General features: G+C 59.1%; 14 protein-coding genes. 13 read left to right on the forward strand and 1 reads right to left on the reverse strand.

Annotated elements, in window-relative coordinates:
• From AC19YQ_RS06840 to AC19YQ_RS06880, 9 genes are all read left to right on the forward strand, one after another.
• Window positions 1-606, forward strand: a 606-nt coding sequence (locus tag AC19YQ_RS06840) for a tellurite resistance TerB family protein (RefSeq protein ID WP_500594851.1), incomplete at its 5' end; no start/stop codon positions are given.
• Window positions 607-815: 209 nt separating this feature from the next.
• The gene (locus AC19YQ_RS06845; protein WP_326397420.1) at window positions 816-2,486 is read left to right on the forward strand and encodes an acid phosphatase; all 1,671 of its coding nucleotides are present in this window, start codon (window positions 816-818) and stop codon (window positions 2,484-2,486) included.
• A 278-nt stretch (window positions 2,487-2,764) separates the two neighbouring features.
• Window positions 2,765-4,387 carry a methyl-accepting chemotaxis protein gene (locus AC19YQ_RS06850; protein ID WP_133077767.1) on the forward strand — a complete coding sequence of 541 codons (1,623 nt, stop codon included), beginning with the start codon at window positions 2,765-2,767 and terminating at the stop codon, window positions 4,385-4,387.
• Window positions 4,387-4,902, forward strand: a complete 516-nt coding sequence (locus tag AC19YQ_RS06855; RefSeq protein ID WP_133077766.1) for a chemotaxis protein CheW — start codon at window positions 4,387-4,389, stop codon at window positions 4,900-4,902. Before AC19YQ_RS06850 ends, AC19YQ_RS06855 begins: the two co-directional genes overlap by 1 nt.
• Window positions 4,899-6,173: a CheR family methyltransferase gene (locus tag AC19YQ_RS06860; protein WP_133077765.1), complete on the forward strand. Its 1,275-nt coding sequence runs from the start codon at window positions 4,899-4,901 to the stop codon at window positions 6,171-6,173. Before AC19YQ_RS06855 ends, AC19YQ_RS06860 begins: the two co-directional genes overlap by 4 nt.
• Entirely contained in the window at window positions 6,170-6,856 is a 687-nt protein-coding gene (locus AC19YQ_RS06865; RefSeq protein WP_133077764.1) for a chemotaxis protein CheW, read from the forward strand. Before AC19YQ_RS06860 ends, AC19YQ_RS06865 begins: the two co-directional genes overlap by 4 nt.
• Window positions 6,853-9,165: a hybrid sensor histidine kinase/response regulator gene (locus tag AC19YQ_RS06870; RefSeq protein WP_133077763.1), complete on the forward strand. Its 2,313-nt coding sequence runs from the start codon at window positions 6,853-6,855 to the stop codon at window positions 9,163-9,165. Before AC19YQ_RS06865 ends, AC19YQ_RS06870 begins: the two co-directional genes overlap by 4 nt.
• Complete coding sequence (locus tag AC19YQ_RS06875; RefSeq protein ID WP_500594852.1) at window positions 9,162-10,172, forward strand: chemotaxis response regulator protein-glutamate methylesterase; 1,011 nt, start codon at window positions 9,162-9,164, stop codon at window positions 10,170-10,172. Before AC19YQ_RS06870 ends, AC19YQ_RS06875 begins: the two co-directional genes overlap by 4 nt.
• Before the next feature lie 52 nt (window positions 10,173-10,224).
• Window positions 10,225-11,226 carry a response regulator gene (locus AC19YQ_RS06880; RefSeq protein ID WP_133077761.1) on the forward strand — a complete coding sequence of 334 codons (1,002 nt, stop codon included), beginning with the start codon at window positions 10,225-10,227 and terminating at the stop codon, window positions 11,224-11,226.
• 313 nt (window positions 11,227-11,539) lie between these two features.
• On the opposite strand, the gene AC19YQ_RS06885 is transcribed toward AC19YQ_RS06880, so the two are convergent.
• Window positions 11,540-11,875, reverse strand: a complete 336-nt coding sequence (locus AC19YQ_RS06885) for a DUF3077 domain-containing protein (RefSeq protein ID WP_326397424.1) — start codon at window positions 11,873-11,875, stop codon at window positions 11,540-11,542.
• 377 nt (window positions 11,876-12,252) lie between these two features.
• Between AC19YQ_RS06885 and prfB the strand changes: the two genes are divergently transcribed.
• The 4 genes from prfB to AC19YQ_RS06905 all read left to right on the forward strand — a co-directional run bounded on the left by prfB (window position 12,253) and on the right by AC19YQ_RS06905 (window position 16,420).
• Window positions 12,253-13,348 (forward strand): peptide chain release factor 2 gene (prfB, locus tag AC19YQ_RS06890; RefSeq protein ID WP_133077759.1). Its coding sequence is split into 2 segments (ribosomal slippage): window positions 12,253-12,324 and window positions 12,326-13,348, totalling 1,095 coding nucleotides; the frame shifts between segments, so codons are not numbered across the junction.
• Between the two features lie 113 nt (window positions 13,349-13,461).
• A complete protein-coding gene (gene lysS, locus AC19YQ_RS06895; protein ID WP_133077758.1) occupies window positions 13,462-14,964 on the forward strand; it encodes a lysine--tRNA ligase in 1,503 nt (500 codons plus the stop codon).
• Window positions 14,965-15,142: 178 nt separating this feature from the next.
• Complete coding sequence (locus AC19YQ_RS06900; RefSeq protein WP_326397426.1) at window positions 15,143-15,859, forward strand: TetR/AcrR family transcriptional regulator; 717 nt, start codon at window positions 15,143-15,145, stop codon at window positions 15,857-15,859.
• A gap of 12 nt (window positions 15,860-15,871) precedes the next feature.
• The gene (locus AC19YQ_RS06905; RefSeq protein ID WP_326397428.1) at window positions 15,872-16,420 is read left to right on the forward strand and encodes a hypothetical protein; all 549 of its coding nucleotides are present in this window, start codon (window positions 15,872-15,874) and stop codon (window positions 16,418-16,420) included.
• The last annotated feature ends 4 nt before the right edge of the window (window positions 16,421-16,424 follow it).

Raw genomic sequence — 16,424 nt, forward strand, 5'->3', positions numbered from 1 at the left:
CTGCTGGGGGGGGGCGGTGGGCTGGGCGGCTTGCTTTCAGGTGCCGGTGGCGGCGCACTGGCGGCCAGTGCACTGGGCCTGCTGCTGGGTAACAAGAGTGCGCGCAAATATGGCGGGCAAGCTCTGACTTACGGCGGTCTGGCCGCGCTGGGCGTGCTGGCCTACAAGGCCTACGGCAACTGGCAGGCCAGCCAGGGCACTGCACCGCAAACCGAGCCGCAAACCATTGACCGAGTACCGGCGCCACAGGTTGAGCAACACAGCCAGGCGATTCTCAAAGCCCTGGTAGCGGCCGCCAAGGCCGATGGTCATGTGGATGAGCGCGAGCACCAGTTGATCGAGGGCGAACTCAGCAAACTCAACGGCGACCCTGCACTGCGGCAATGGCTGCAGGCCGAGCTGAACAAACCCCTGGACCCGGCCGAAGTGGCCAGTGCTGCCAGCACCCCGGAAATAGCCGCCGAAATGTATATCGCCAGCCTGATCCTGGTGGATGAAGAGCACTTCATGGAGCGTGCCTACCTGGAAGAACTGGCCAAACAGCTCAAGCTTGACCCGGGCCTCAAGCTTGAGCTCGAAGCTCAGGTCAAGCAGGCGAGCAGCTAAAGTCCTTCTGCAGCCCTATGGGGGCAGGCTTCACCCCATGTTTTTTTCAGCGCCCCGGTCCGCAATGGTCCGGGGCGTTTTTTATGTGTGAAAACACCACACGAGCCAATTCGTGGTTCTTTTCTTCGAACCGTTGCCACTTCCTCGTCATAATCCCCTGATAGCGTGCCCGCAAGAAACATTTTGTTACGCTTGATCAGGAATGTGTAATGAGTGACGAGAAAGACAAGGCTCTCCAGGTCGATAGCAGCCGCCGTCGTTTCCTGGCCGGTGCTGCGGCACTGGGCGCAGGAGCGGCCACCTTGAGCGCTTGTGGAGGTTTTGAGCACGACGCTCCCACCAATCCGCAGCCATTGTCCCCGGTCGAGCTGGACAAAAAGCTCCACGAACAGGTCAAGACCATCGTGGTGATCTATGCCGAGAACCGCAGTTTCAACAACCTGTTCGCCAACTTTCCGGGTGTAGAAAAACCGTTGTCGGCACTCAAGCCCGCCGACTATCAGCAGCGCGACCGCGATGGCAGCCTGTTGCAGACCTTGCCGCCAGCCTGGGGCGGGGTGGTGCAAGTGGGGCCGCAGACGGTCGATGGCGTGACCTATGCTCCAGGTGTGCAGTTCCAGGAAAACCTGCCCAATGCCCCCTTCGCCCTGAAGGGGCCGAATCAGGAAGACCTGCCGCTCAACCTGATCACCCGCGACTTGTGGCACGTGTTCTATCAGAACCAGATGCAGATCAATGACGGCAAGAATGATCAGTTCGTTGCCTGGGGAGACTCCGGTGGGTTCACCATGGGCTATTACGCCCAGTCCCAGTATTCCCTGCGTCTGTGGGACGTTGCCCGTGAGTTCGTGCTGTGTGACAACTTCTTCCAGGGCGCCTTTGGTGGCTCGTTTCTCAACCACCAGTACCTGATCAGCGCCACCGTGCCGTTCTATCCCAACGCGAACACCTCAGTGGCCGAGGCCCAGATCGCGGTGTTGCAAGGTGATGATCCCACCGGCACGCGCCTCAAACCCCTGGGCAAGTCCCCGGCCAGCGCCATGACCGGTGCTCCTCAGTTCGGCCCCAGCGCCCTGACGCCGGACGGCTTCGCGGTGAACACAATGGCCCCGCCCTACTGGCCGACCTGGATTCGCGACCCTGAACGACCGGACTACGCCAAGCCCGACCTGCCCAGTGTGCTGGTGCCACAAAGCCACGAGCATATTGGCGACAAGCTGAGTAAAAAGAACATCGACTGGGCCTGGTACGCTGGCGCCTGGCAGGCCACGCTGGAGCAGTATAAAGGGTCTGAAAGCCTCCCCAGGATCCCTAACTTCCAGTACCACCATCAGCCGTTCAACTACTTCGAGCGACAAGGCCCGCACAACCCGACAGAGCGCAACAAGCGGCTGCGCGACGGTGGCCTGGGCGACGAGGCGACCACCAACCGCTTTCTGGCCGACGCCGAAGCCGGAAAACTGCCCGCAGTGAGCTTTTACAAGCCCCAGGGCAACCTCAACCTGCACGCGGGCTATGCCGATGTGGCCGCCGGTGATCGCCATCTCGACCGCACACTCAAGGTGCTGCGTAACAGCCCTCAATGGAAAAACATGGTGGTAGTGCTCACGGTGGACGAGAACGGTGGCTGGTGGGATCACGTTGCACCGCCCAAGGGGGACCGTTGGGGGCCGGGTACGCGAATTCCTGCCTTGGTGGTATCACCCTTCGCACGCAAGAGGACGGTGGATCACACGGTGTATGACACTGCTTCGATCCTTCGCCTGATCACCCGCGTGCACGGGCTGGAAGTCCTTGATGGGCTCAAACAGCGTGACGATGCAATGAAAGCGCGCGGACAGACGCCGATGGGTGACCTGACCAATGCCCTGATGTTTTGACTGGCAACCCCCGGATTGTATGAGTGACCCCTGACCTGTGGGAGCGGGCTTGCTCGCGATGAAAGCAACGCGGTTTGCCAGATCCACCGCGTCGCCTGAATCGCGAGCAAGCCCGCTCCCACAGATTGAGCACAATTTGTGATCTCCTACTTATTTAGTCTGTTTTTATGCGTAGGCTTTTTTGTTTGTTGCTGTGAGATCTGTCTCAACGTCTGTACGAATCCTTGCGTACCCTCGGCTATACTCGCCTTCATTTGAATGGCTCCCGAGGATCGACTGTGAAGAACTGGACGTTACGCCAACGCATCTTGGCGAGCTTTGCTGTAATCATCGCCATTATGTTGCTGATGGTTGTGGCGTCTTACTCGCGCCTGCTCTCAATCCAAAGCAGCGAAGAGAAGGTGCAAACCGACTCGATCCCCGGGGTTTATTACAGCTCGATGATTCGCAGTGCCTGGGTCGACAGCTATGTCTTGACCCTGGAACTGGTGGGTTCGCTCAACCAGCGTGATCTGACCAACGAAGACCAAAAGCTGTACGCCAATTACGAAGACCGCTTGAACAGGGAACTGAAGAACTATCGCAGCACCATTTTTGAAGGTGACGACAACGCTCACTACGAGAGCTTCGTACGTCTTCATGAGGAATACGGCCTGGTGTTGGCGAAGGTTCTGGACCTGTATCAGAACAAGGACTTTGCACAGGCCCACAAGGTGCTTGGCGAGGAACTTGCCCCGGCCTGGATGGCTGGACGCAAGGCCCTCAACGATATTATCGATGGCAATCGCGAGTCCGCTGTTCTTGCAACCGACAACATTGGTCAAGCGGTAATGACTGCCAAGATCAGCATGATTGTTTCGCTGGTGATTGCCGTACTGGCCGCGGCGCTGTGTGGCTTCCTGTTGCTGCAGGCGATCATGTCGCCGATGCAGCGCATCGTTTCGATTCTCGAAGTCATGCGCTCCGGTGACTTGAGCTCGCGCTTGAACCTGGAGCGCAAGGACGAGTTCGGTGCAGTTGAAACCGGCTTTAACGACATGATGGCGGAGCTGACTTCGCTGGTATCCCAAGCCCAGCGCTCTTCGGTGCAGGTCACCACCTCGGTCACTGAAATCGCCGCCACCTCCAAGCAGCAACAGGCCACGGCCACTGAGACCGCTGCGACCACTACCGAGATCGGCGCCACGTCCCGTGAAATTGCAGCCACGTCCCGTGACCTGGTGCGCACCATGACCGAAGTGACTTCGGCAGCGGATCAGGCTTCGATACTGGCCGGTTCCGGGCAGCAAGGCCTGGCCCGCATGGAAGAAACCATGCACTCGGTCATGGGCGCCGCCGATCTGGTCAATGCCAAGCTGGCCATCCTCAACGAGAAGGCCGGCAACATTAATCAGGTGGTCGTGACCATCGTCAAAGTGGCCGACCAGACCAACCTGTTGTCGCTCAACGCCGCCATCGAAGCTGAAAAAGCCGGTGAATATGGCCGTGGTTTCGCCGTGGTCGCCACGGAAGTCCGGCGTTTGGCTGACCAGACCGCTGTGGCCACTTACGATATCGAGCAGATGGTGCGCGAAATTCAGTCGGCGGTCTCTGCAGGCGTGATGGGCATGGACAAGTTTTCTGAAGAGGTGCGTCGCGGCATGTCCGAGGTGCAGCAGGTGGGCGAGCAATTGTCGCAAATCATCCATCAGGTCCAGGCCCTTGCGCCGCGTGTGCTGATGGTCAATGAGGGCATGCAGGCTCAGGCCACGGGTGCCGAGCAGATCAACCTCGCGCTGGTACAACTGGGTGATGCCAGCAGCCAGACCGTCGAGTCCTTGCGCCAGGCCAGCTTTGCGATCGACGAACTCAGTCAGGTTGCCGTCGGGCTGCGCAGCGGCGTTTCGCGCTTCAAAGTCTGATGAGCGAGCCTCTAGCCAAGCACGCGGGCGCGAAGGTGCCCAAGCAACGCCTGTTTCTGGTGTTTTACATTGGCAACGAGCGCTATGCCCTGGCCGCCACCGATGTCGTCGAGGTGCTGCCGCGCTTGCCGCTCAAGCCCATTGCCCATGCCCCTGCGTGGGTGGCCGGGGTGTTCGCTCACCGTGACCGAATGATTCCGGTGATCGATATCAGCGCCATGACGTTTGGCACCGACGCCGTGGCCCGCACCAGCACCCGTTTGGTGCTGGTCAACTATCGCGGGCAATTGCTCGGTCTGCTGCTTGAGCAGGCCAGCGATACCTTGCGCTGTGATCCCGCAGAGTTTCAGCCCTATTGCATCGATAACTGCGATGCGCCTTATCTGGGGCCCGTGCGCAAAGACGAAGCGGGGCTGTTGCAGTGGTTGAGCGTCGATGAGTTGCTGAGCCCGGCGGTGTATGCGTTGCTTTTTGCCCAAGGTGAAGATGATGCCTGCGCGCAGGTGAGCCCATGAGTACCGATCAACGCTTTTTCGATTTTCTGAAGCAGCGAATCGGCCTGGATGTGGCTTCGGTCGGTCCGGCCATTATTGAACGTGCCGTTCGCCAGCGTTGCATTGCGCTGCACATGGTCGACAACGATCGCTACTGGCAGCACCTGCTCAGCTCCCAGGATGAACAGCAGGCCCTGATCGAATCCGTGATCGTGCCCGAAACCTGGTTTTTTCGTTATCCCGAGTCCTTTGTCACGCTGGGACGCCTGGCCAGACAGCGCCTGGCCCAAATCGGCAATCGGCGCGCCCTGCGAATCCTGAGCGTGCCGTGTTCGACCGGCGAAGAGCCGTATTCGATTGCAATGGCGCTGTTCGATGCCGGTTTTGCTGCGCATCAATTTAAAGTCGAAGCGCTGGATGTCAGCCCGCTTTCAGTCCAAAGGGCCCAGACTGCCCTGTATGGCAAAAACTCTTTTCGTGGTCAGCAAACTGATTTTCGCGAGCGCTACTTCAGCCTTGAGACTGACGGTTATCAACTGTCCGGGCGGGTCTGCGAACAGGTCCGCTTCACTGTCGCCAACTTGCTGGACCCGGCGCTGGCAGGCAGTCATGCGCCTTATGACTTTGTGTTCTGCCGCAACCTCTTGATCTACTTTGATCTTAAAACCCAGCAGAAAGCACTGGATGTGCTCAAGCGTCTGACCTGTGAGGACGGCGTTTTGTTTATTGGCCCGGCCGAGGGCAGCCTGCTCAGCCGCTTGGGCATGCGTTCGATCGGTGCGCCACAGTCGTTTGCCTTTTGCCACAGCCACGAACCTGCTCCTGCGGCTCGTCCTGTACTGGCAGAGTTCAAACCGCTGATGCGCCCCCAGCCACCAACCCCGTTGCCTCCACCGGCCAACCGACCCTTTGCGCCGAGGCCCCAGGCCCATGCGGCGCCAAAAGCCCCTTCGACGGCTGAAGATCCGATGGTTTTGCTGGAGCGGATCGCCACCCTGGCCAACGAAGGTAAAAGCACAGAGGCCCGTGCGGTCTGCGAGCAGTTCTTGCAGCGCCATGACCCGCAGGCAGAAGTCTTTTACTGGCTGGGCCTGCTCAGTGATGTTCAGGGCCAGACGGCCGAGGCCCAGGTTTTTTATCGCAAGGCGCTGTACCTGGAACCCCAGCATTCGCAGGCATTGGCCCATCTGGCGGCCCTGCTGGCTTCGCAAGGCGATACGGCAGGCGCTCAGCGCTTGAACGAGCGCGCTGCCCGTAACGGGCGTTCGGCCCAAAGTGAGCGTAAACAATGAGCACTTTAGCCGCACAGAGCTTGATCCACTCCGAAGCGCAGGCTATCGATGACTGCTGGAACCGCATTGGTATCTACGGTGACAAGAGCTGTACGGTGTTGCCCCAGCATATCCATTGCCGTAACTGCGCCGTGTATTCGAGTGCTGCGACCCGTTTGCTGGATCGCTACGCCTTTGAGCACGAGAGCCAGGAAATACAGGCCTCCCAGGGGCATGAGCAGAAAGTGGCGACCTGCTCGCTGGTGATTTTTCGTTTGGGCGATGAATGGCTGGCGCTGGTCACGCGGTGTCTGGATGAAGTCGCGCCGATGCAGTCGATCCACTCCTTGCCTCACCAGCGCTCCAGCGCCTTGCGCGGGGTGGCGAATGTGCGCGGCACCCTGGTGCCGTGCCTGTCACTGGTTGAGCTGTTGGGGCTCGACCCGGGAGTGCCCGGTGCAACATCGCTGCGGGTCATGCCGCGCATGTTGATTGTGGCGGCCCACGGCGGAGCGGTCGTGCTGCCGGTGGATGAAGTGGATGGCATCCACAATATCGCCGAGGGTGACATCAACGCAGCGTCAGTCTCTGGCGGGCATGCCAGCGCCAAATACACCCGGGGAGTGCTGCAGTGGAAAACCCGCAGTCTGCGTTTATTGGATGAAGAGCAACTGTTGAGTGCAATCACCCGGAGCCTTACATGACCCCTGAGCAAATGCGCGACGCCTCGTTGCTTGAGCTGTTCAGTCTTGAGGCCGAGGCGCAAACCCAGGTGCTCAATGCCGGTTTGCTCGCGCTGGAACGTAACCCGACCCAGGCCGACCAGCTTGAAGCCTGCATGCGTGCCGCCCATTCGCTCAAGGGTGCGGCACGGATTGTCGGGGTGGACGCCGGGGTCAGCGTGTCCCATGTCATGGAAGATTGCCTGGTCAGTGCCCAGGAAGGCCGTTTGTACCTGCAGCGCGAGCATATTGATGCCTTGCTGCAAGGGACTGACCTGCTGATGCGTATCGCGACCCCCGGCAACACGGTGGGCCCGCAAGACATCGACGCCTATGTGGCGCACATGAATGAACTGCTGGACCCTTCGGCCCCGGTGGCTCCGTCTGTACAGGTAGCGCCCCCCGATTTTGACGTGTCGCAACTGCTGCTGATGCCGACGCCGGTTGCGCCAGAGCCCGTGATTGACGTGCCTGCGCAGGCTCAGGTCGAGCCCCAGGTGTCGCCAGAGCCGGTGCGTCGCCCGCAACGCCTGACCGAAAGCGGCGAACGGGTCTTGCGGGTCACGGCGCAGCGCCTGAACAGCCTGCTGGATCTGTCCAGTAAATCCCTGGTGGAAACCCAGCGGCTCAAGCCCTTTCTGGTGACATTGCAGCGCCTTAAACGCATGCAGAGCACCAACCTGCGGGCGATGGACACCCTCAGTGAGCAGCTTAAGGTCATGGGGCTTGGCCATGAAGCTGAAGAGGCGTTGATAGACGCCCGGCGGATCCTGGCGGAGTCCCAGCAATTGCTTGGCGAGCAGACCGCCGAGCTCGACGAGTTTTGCTGGCAGGCGGGTCAGCGTGCGCAAATGCTCTACGACACGGCCCTGGCTTGCCGCATGCGCCCGTTTGCCGATGTTCTGGTGGGGCAGGAGCGCATGGTGCGTGATTTGGGCCGCGCCCTGGGTAAACAGATTCGCCTGGAAATCGAAGGCGAGAAAACCCAGGTTGACCGCGATGTGCTGGAAAAGCTCGAAGCGCCATTGATCCATTTGCTGCGCAATGCCGTCGATCACGGCATTGAGACGCCGGAGCAGCGACTGCTGGCCGGCAAGCCGGCCGAAGGCCTGATTCGCTTGCGCATCTCCCATCAGGCCGGGCTGTTGGTGTTGGAGTTGAGCGATGACGGAGCCGGTGTCGACCTGGAACGTTTGCGCCGCACCATCGTTGAGCGTCAGCTGTCCACCGAGCTTACAGTGGCGCAACTGAGCGAAGAGGAACTGCTGAGCTTTCTGTTTTTACCGGGCTTCAGCCTGCGCGACACCGTGACCGAAGTCTCGGGGCGCGGCGTGGGGCTGGATGCCGTTCAGCACATGGTGCGCCTGCTGCGCGGTGCCATTGTGCTGGAGCACACCCCTCAGCATGGCAGTCGCTTCCATCTGGAAGTACCGCTGACCTTGTCAGTGGTGCGCAGTCTGGTGGTGGAGGTCGCAGACGAGGCTTACGCGTTCCCGCTGGCGCATATCGAGCGCATGCGCGATGTGCATCCGGATGACATTGTGCAACTGGAGGGGCGCCAGCATTTCTGGCATGAGGGTCGGCATGTGGGGCTGGTGGCCGCCAGTCAATTGCTGCAGCGCCCGCCCAGTCAGAGCGATGACGAAACCCTCAAGGTGGTCGTGATTCGCGAGCGCGACGCCGTGTACGGCGTGGCTGTCGAGCGCTTTGTGGGTGAGCGTACCCTGGTGGTATTGCCCCTGGACCCGCGTTTGGGCAAGGTGCAGGACATTTCGGCCGGGGCCTTGCTTGACGATGGCTCGCCGGTGCTGATCGTGGATGTCGAAGACATGCTGCGATCGGTGGACAAACTGCTCAACACCGGGCGTCTGGAACGTATCGACCGGCGCAACCGGCACACCGCCGAACTGACTCGCAAACGTATCCTGGTCGTGGATGACTCCCTGACAGTGCGCGAGTTGCAACGCAAGTTGCTGCTCAATCGTGGCTATGAAGTCGCTGTGGCGGTTGACGGCATGGATGGCTGGAATGCCTTGCGTGCCGAACACTTTGATCTGTTGATCACCGACATCGATATGCCGCGCATGGATGGCATCGAACTGGTTACGCTGTTACGTCGCGACAGTCGATTGCAATCGATGCCGGTGATGGTGGTGTCTTACAAAGATCGTGAAGAAGACCGTCGGCGCGGCCTGGATGCAGGAGCCGACTATTATCTAGCCAAAGCCAGTTTCCATGACGATGCGCTGCTTGATGCAGTGGTTGAGCTGATTGGAGGAGCCCAGACATGAGAATAGCCATCGTCAACGATATGCCCTTGGCGGTTGAAGCCTTGCGTCGAGCCCTTGCATTCGAGCCTGCCCACCAGGTGGTCTGGGTCGCCAGTGATGGCGAAGAGGCCGTGCGCCTGTGTGCCGAAAACACGCCAGACCTGATCTTGATGGACCTGATCATGCCGGTCATGGACGGGGTCGAAGCGACACGCCGGATCATGGCCGAAAGCCCGTGTGCCATCGTCATTGTGACCATCGACCGTGAGCAGAATGTCCACCGGGTGTTCGAGGCCATGGGCTTTGGCGCGCTGGATGTGGTGGATACCCCCGTGCTGGGTGGCAGCAATCCCAAAGAGGCCTCGGCGCCACTCCTGCGCAAGATCCTCAATGTCGGCTGGTTGATGGGCCAAAGCGAAAAACGGGTCTCCCCGGTTTCTGCTCAGCCACGTGTTCCGGGTGTACGGGGCGGGCTGGTGGCTATCGGTTCGTCGGCGGGCGGTCCGGCAGCGCTTGAAACATTGCTCAAGGGCCTGCCGAGGAACTTTGGTGCGGCCATCGTGCTGGTCCAGCATGTGGATCAGGTCTTTGCTGCCGGGATGGCCGAGTGGCTGAGCAGCTCGTGCGGGCTTGACGTGCGTTTGGCCCGTGACGGCGAAACCCCTCAGGTGGGGACAGTCCTGCTGGCAGGGACCAACCACCACATACGGTTATTGAAAAACGGCACGCTGGCCTATACCGCCGAGCCGGTTAATGAAATCTACCGACCTTCGATAGATGTTTTTTTTGAAAGTGTTGCCCAGTACTGGAATGGTGATGCGGTAGGGGTGCTGTTGACCGGCATGGGACGTGACGGGGCTCAAGGTCTCAAACTCATGCGTCAGCAGGGTTTTCTCACCATTGCCCAGGATCAACAGAGCAGCTCGGTGTACGGCATGCCCAAAGCGGCGGCCGCCATCGATGCAGCGGTTGAGATCCGCCCCTTGGACAAGATTGCGCCACGCTTGCTGGAGAAATTTGCCAACTGACTGGTAAAACCCGGCAGGTCTGGCTTGAAGGAAGTAATTCAGGTGAACGCGCATGAGCGACTTGCAGTTGGACGACGTTAAAACTGACGAAAACGCGGCCATGGTGTTGCTGGTGGACGATCAGGCAATGATCGGCGAAGCCGTGCGCCGTGGGTTGGCCCTTGAGCAGAACATTGATTTTCACTTTTGTGCGGACCCGCATCAGGCCATTGCTCAGGCCATCCGCATCAAGCCCACGGTGATCTTGCAGGATCTGGTGATGCCGGGTCTGGACGGGCTGAGCCTGGTGCGCGAGTACCGCAATCACCCTGCGACCCAGAACATCCCGATCATCGTGCTTTCCACCAAAGAAGACCCGCTGATCAAGAGCGCGGCGTTTTCGGCGGGGGCCAATGATTACCTGGTGAAACTGCCGGACAACATCGAACTGGTGGCGCGGATCCGCTATCACTCGCGGTCCTACATGACACTGTTGCAGCGGGATGCCGCCTACCGTGCGCTACGGGTCAGCCAGCAGCAGTTGCTGGACACCAACCTGGTGCTGCAGCGGCTGATGAATTCCGACGGCCTGACCGGACTGTCCAACCGTCGGCACTTCGATGAGTACCTGGAGCTGGAGTGGCGCCGAGCCCTGCGCGAGCAAACCCAGTTGTCGTTGCTGATGATCGATGTTGATTACTTCAAGTCCTACAACGACACCTTTGGTCATCTGGACGGTGATGAAGCGTTGCGCAAGGTAGCAGGGGCCATTCGTGATGCCAGCAGCCGACCGTCTGACTTGCCGGCCCGCTACGGTGGCGAGGAGTTTGCCATCGTGCTGCCCAATACGTCCCAGGGTGGCGCCCGACTGGTGGCTGAAAAACTGCGGATGTCGGTTGAAGCCATGAACATTCCGCACATTTCGCCGGTCGCTGGCAGCAGCCTGACCATCAGCATTGGTCTGTCGACCATGACCCCGCAGCAGAACAGCAACTGCCGCGAGCTGATTTCGGCAGCGGACAAGGGGCTTTATCTGGCCAAGAAGAATGGGCGTAATCGGGTGGGGATTGAGTAGAGGGGCGAGGTACGCCGATCTTTGTAGTCGCTGACGAGCCGTGCGAGGCTGCGTTCGGTTGCGAAGCGACCGTAAAACCTGAGTCCGGGTTTTACCTGAACGACCGTAGTATCCGGTTTTACGACTGCAACGTCGCAGTGGCGCACCAAACCGGACGCAGCCTAGTTCTACTCGTCAGCTGCTACAGATTTTGCGCAGGCTTCTGTGACGCATTTTTAAGAGCGAAACCCATCTTCCAGTTGGACGGCAATGCTGGATATGTACTCGGTATTGCAGTGAAAACCACCGAGTACAAACCCAATCGGTGCATCACTTACCCGGCACGTTCCAGCAATGAGTCCACCACGGCGCGCGCCATTTCGACCGAGTGCACCATCGACCAGATCAGGCCGCGTTCAACACCGCTGCCCAACTCGGTAATGTCATCACTGGTTTGTTCCGCGCAGAGCAAAAGCAATGAAACATGGGCCAGCGCATCCTGTGCGCTGATACCGGCACGCAAGGTGAACATGGGTTGCAAGGTCGAGTCGACCGGGCCGAAGGCACGTTCGGTGGTCGCGGGAAGGGTTGAAACAATCGCGGGGGCAGGGGCTTTAAATGCTTTGAGTACGCGGGTTTGGGTAGTTTTAAGGGTTTGAAGTGTCGGCAAGTTGGGGATTTTTTTTTCAAGAGGTGAAAGCTCCGTTGGTTAATTACCGTGTGCTTGATTAGCTTCGGACTTCCACTTCCGTCCGCTGAGAGGTCAGCGAAGAGCGCACACTAAACCTCCGTTTTTCCAAGGTGCAAGCTGATCTGGACCGGGGACAAACTTCCAGGATCTAGCCTTCACCGGAAAGAGGAAATCTCTGACGGAATTCGTCAATAAGCTATTACCCCTGATCATCTGTGAGCGAGATCGTTCGAGATTGGATCGGTGCGGTTTATCTGCACTTTCCTGCCCAGAACCCCGCCAGGCGGGCTGCTGATACGCTCTGTTTACGGTATACTCCCCGGCTTTGTAAAAATCGCCTACGAGTGCCGCCAGCCATGGAAATCAACCCGATCCTTAACAGCATCAAGGACCTGTCAGAGCGCTCCGAAACCATTCGGGGGTATCTTTGACTACGATCAAAAGCATGAGCGTCTGACTGAAGTCAATCGCGAGCTTGAAGATCCGAGTGTCTGGAACAACCCTTCGTACGCCCAGGAACTGGGGCGCGAGCGCTCCCTGCTGGCGCAGATCGTTGAAACCCTCGATGAGATGCACACGGGTCTGGCCGACGCCAAAGACCTGCTGCTGATGTCTGCCGAGGAAGAAGATCAGGCCGCTGTAGATGACGTTGCCGCTGAAGTGGAACGTCTGCGCGAAGCCCTTGAAAAACTCGAATTCCGCCGCATGTTCAGCGGTGAGATGGATGCCAACAACGCTTACCTGGACATCCAGGCCGGCTCCGGTGGCACCGAAGCGCAAGACTGGGCCAATATCCTGTTGCGGATGTATTTGCGTTGGGCCGACAAGCGCGGCTTCGATGCCACCATCATGGAATTGTCTGCCGGTGAAGTGGCCGGGATCAAAGGCGCAACCGTACACATCAAAGGCGAATACGCGTTTGGTTGGTTGCGTACCGAGATTGGCGTCCATCGTCTGGTTCGCAAAAGCCCGTACGACTCGGGCAACCGTCGTCACACCTCGTTCTCGGCTGTATTCGTTTCGCCGGAAATCGACGACAACATCGAAATCGACATCAACCCCTCCGACCTGCGGATCGACACCTATCGTTCCTCCGGTGCGGGTGGTCAGCACGTAAACACCACCGACTCGGCCGTACGTATCACTCACGTACCGACCAACACCGTGGTGAGCTGCCAGAACGAACGTTCGCAGCATGCGAACAAAGACACCGCGATGAAAATGCTGCGGGCGCGTCTTTACGAGCAGGAAATCCAGAAGCGCAATGCCGCTTCCCAGGCCCTGGAAGACACCAAGTCGGACATCGGCTGGGGTCATCAGATCCGCTCGTACGTACTCGACGCCTCGCGTATCAAGGATTTGCGTACCAACATCGAACGCAGCGATTGCGACAAGGTGCTCGACGGCGATATCGACGAATACCTGGTAGCCAGCCTGAAACAAGGGCTGTAAGTCGCGCAACAAAACGTGTGCGAAGCCAGTGCGATGCCCACAAGGCGCGCTAAAGCCCGCTTCCCCCTGCCGCCAGGCGGGGGCAACGAACCTGTGATGGAATTTTTAAAGACATGAGCGACCAACAACTCGACCCGCAAGACCTGCAACAGGAAGAAAACGCCCTGATCGCCCTGCGCAAGGAAAAACTTGCAGCCGAGCGCACCAAGGGCAATGCCTTCCCAAATGACTTCCGCCGTGACAACTACTGCGCCGACCTGCAGAAGAAGTACGCCGAAGCCACCAAGGAAGAGCTGGCTGAAGCCGCCATCCCGGTCAAGGTTGCTGGTCGCATCATGCTTAACCGTGGCTCGTTCATGGTGATCCAGGACATGACCGGTCGCATCCAGGTCTACGTCAACCGCAAGACCCTGCCGGAAGAAACCCTGGCCGAAGTGAAAACCTGGGACCTGGGCGACATCATCGCCGCCGAAGGCACCCTGGCCCGCTCCGGCAAAGGCGATCTGTACGTTGAAATGACCAACGTGCGCCTGCTGACCAAATCCCTGCGCCCGCTGCCGGACAAGCACCACGGCCTGACCGACACCGAGCAGCGCTATCGCCAGCGTTACGTTGACCTGATCGTCAACGAAGACGTGCGCCACACGTTCCGTGTGCGTTCGCAAGTGATCGCCCACATCCGCAGCTTCCTGATGGCGCGTGATTTCCTTGAAGTGGAAACGCCGATGCTGCAAACCATCCCGGGCGGCGCGGCAGCCAAGCCGTTCGAAACTCACCACAACGCTCTGGACATGGACATGTACCTGCGCATCGCGCCGGAACTGTTCCTCAAGCGTCTGGTAGTGGGTGGTTTTGAGAAAGTGTTCGAGATCAACCGCAACTTCCGTAACGAAGGTGTTTCGACTCGTCACAACCCTGAATTTACCATGTTGGAGTTCTACCAGGCTTACGCCGACTACGAAGACAACATGGACCTGACCGAAGAGCTGTTCCGTGAGCTGGCTCAGCTGGTTCTGGGCACGACCGACGTGCCGTACGGCGACAAGGTATTCCACTTTGGCGAACCGTTTGTGCGTCTGTCGGTATTCGACTCGATCCTCAAGTACAACCCTGAGCTGACCGCTGACGACCTGAACGACATCGACAAGGCTCGTGCCATTGCCAAGAAAGCCGGCGCCAAGGTGCTGGGCTTCGAAGGCCTGGGCAAGCTGCAAGTGATGATTTTCGAAGAGCTGGTCGAGCACAAGCTGGAGCAGCCGCACTTCATCACCCAGTACCCGTTCGAAGTGTCGCCGCTGGCCCGACGCAATGACGAGAACCCGAACGTCACTGACCGCTTCGAGCTGTTTATCGGTGGCCGTGAAATCGCCAACGCCTACTCCGAGCTCAACGACGCCGAAGATCAGGCCGAGCGCTTCATGGCGCAGGTTGCTGACAAGGATGCAGGCGACGACGAAGCCATGCACTACGACGCAGACTTCGTACGTGCCCTGGAATACGGCATGCCACCGACTGCCGGTGAAGGTATCGGTATCGACCGTCTGGTGATGTTGTTGACCAACTCGCCGTCGATTCGTGACGTGATCCTGTTCCCGCATATGCGCCCACAAGCGTAACGATGCAGAATAAAAAGCCGCCGTCAAAGGCGGCTTTTTATTGTCTGGCGTTTCCTGTAGTCGCTGCCGCAGGCTGCGAAGGGTTGCGTAGCAAACCGTTTTCTCGAAAACACTACGGTCCCCTCGCAGCCTTCGGCAGCGACTACAAGGTTCCCATCAGCATTAAAAGGATTTTCCCGTGAATCTCGTCAAGTCATCTCAAGGCGCAGCAAATGTCGCGGTGGCGCTCGCGCACAGTGTTGAGTATCAGGGCCGCAAGGCCAGCCGCCATGGCAGCGAACAGCGTCGCCAATTGATCCTCGATGCCGCCATGCGCATTGTCGTGCGCGACGGCGTACGTGGTGTACGCCATCGGGCCGTGGCGGCTGAAGCCGGGGTGCCTCTGTCGGCAACCACTTACTACTTCAAGGACATTGACGATTTGCTCAATGACACCTTCGCCCAGTATGTGGAACGCAGCGCGGCCTATATGGCCAAGCTATGGCAAAGTACTGAAGGCAAGCTGCGTGAACTGGTGGCCAAGGGCGATGGCAGCCAGCAGTCGCGCGCCATGCTGGCCGACGAGATCGCACAGATGACCGCGCATTACCTTCATCACCAGATGCTGACCCGTCGCGACCAGTTGATGGCCGAGCAGGCCTTTCACCAGGCGGCGTTGATCAACCCCCGGCTGGCGGTGCTGGTACGTGCCCATCAGCAGATTTTCCTGCAGGGCGCCTGCCAGATCTTCGAGGTGCTAGGCTCCAGGCAACCTCGCCAGGATGCCAAAGTCTTGACGGCGATTATCGGTCGGATGGAATATCAGGCCCTACTTGATGGCGCGCAGCCAGAGGCGGATGACGACCGGCTGGCTATTCTTGCGCGTTATATGCACTTGGTGCTGGCCGCTCTATAGAAGGATGCAGGCATGAAAGCTTGGCGCGTGATGCTCATGGCATTGTCGTTTTTTATGTTGAACGGATGCCTGGTAACTTTTAGTCAGGCGCCGCTTGTGGCACAGCCGGCACCCAAACAGCTGCTGGGTAAATGGGTCAGCAAGGACGCCTGGGGGCAAGCCCGCAATCTCGAAATCAGTGCCGTCGACAAAACGCGTTACCAGGCGGTGGTCTATCCCAAAGGTGAGCCCAAGGCCCGTGAGCGTTATGTGTTCATTGTTGCCCGCCACGGCAGTCGCTGGTATGCCTCGGCTGCGATACCGGCCAAACTGGGGGGCAATCACACGCTGAGCGGTTTCGAGTTGACCGATAACGGCGAACTGGTGATCTACGATCTGGACCTGGAGCAAGTCAAGCAGGCCATCGGCCAGTCCGTATTGAACGGCGACCCGGTTGAAACCGCCGAAGGCCCTGGCACCTTGATCAAAAGCCCGTCGGCTGAAGTCTTTGCCTACCTGGACGACCCGGCCAATTCCGACGTATTTGTCGAAGCGGCCCGCTATAAACGTGTGGCCAAGTAACGCT

The sequence above is a fragment of the Pseudomonas sp. MF06569 genome (assembly GCF_059862735.1).

Excerpts from the sequence above, each read along its gene's own strand:
- AC19YQ_RS06860 (WP_133077765.1), top strand. The coding sequence starts at position 4,899 with ATGAGTACCGATCAACGCTTTTTCGATTTTCTGAAGCAGCGAATCGGC.
- AC19YQ_RS06845 (WP_326397420.1), top strand. The coding sequence starts at position 816 with ATGAGTGACGAGAAAGACAAGGCTCTCCAGGTCGATAGCAGCCGCCGT.
- AC19YQ_RS06880 (WP_133077761.1), top strand. The coding sequence starts at position 10,225 with ATGAGCGACTTGCAGTTGGACGACGTTAAAACTGACGAAAACGCGGCC.
- AC19YQ_RS06870 (WP_133077763.1), top strand. The coding sequence starts at position 6,853 with ATGACCCCTGAGCAAATGCGCGACGCCTCGTTGCTTGAGCTGTTCAGT.
- AC19YQ_RS06875 (WP_500594852.1), top strand. The coding sequence starts at position 9,162 with ATGAGAATAGCCATCGTCAACGATATGCCCTTGGCGGTTGAAGCCTTG.
- AC19YQ_RS06905 (WP_326397428.1), top strand. The coding sequence starts at position 15,872 with ATGAAAGCTTGGCGCGTGATGCTCATGGCATTGTCGTTTTTTATGTTG.
- lysS (WP_133077758.1), top strand. The coding sequence starts at position 13,462 with ATGAGCGACCAACAACTCGACCCGCAAGACCTGCAACAGGAAGAAAAC.
- AC19YQ_RS06855 (WP_133077766.1), top strand. The coding sequence starts at position 4,387 with ATGAGCGAGCCTCTAGCCAAGCACGCGGGCGCGAAGGTGCCCAAGCAA.
- AC19YQ_RS06865 (WP_133077764.1), top strand. The coding sequence starts at position 6,170 with ATGAGCACTTTAGCCGCACAGAGCTTGATCCACTCCGAAGCGCAGGCT.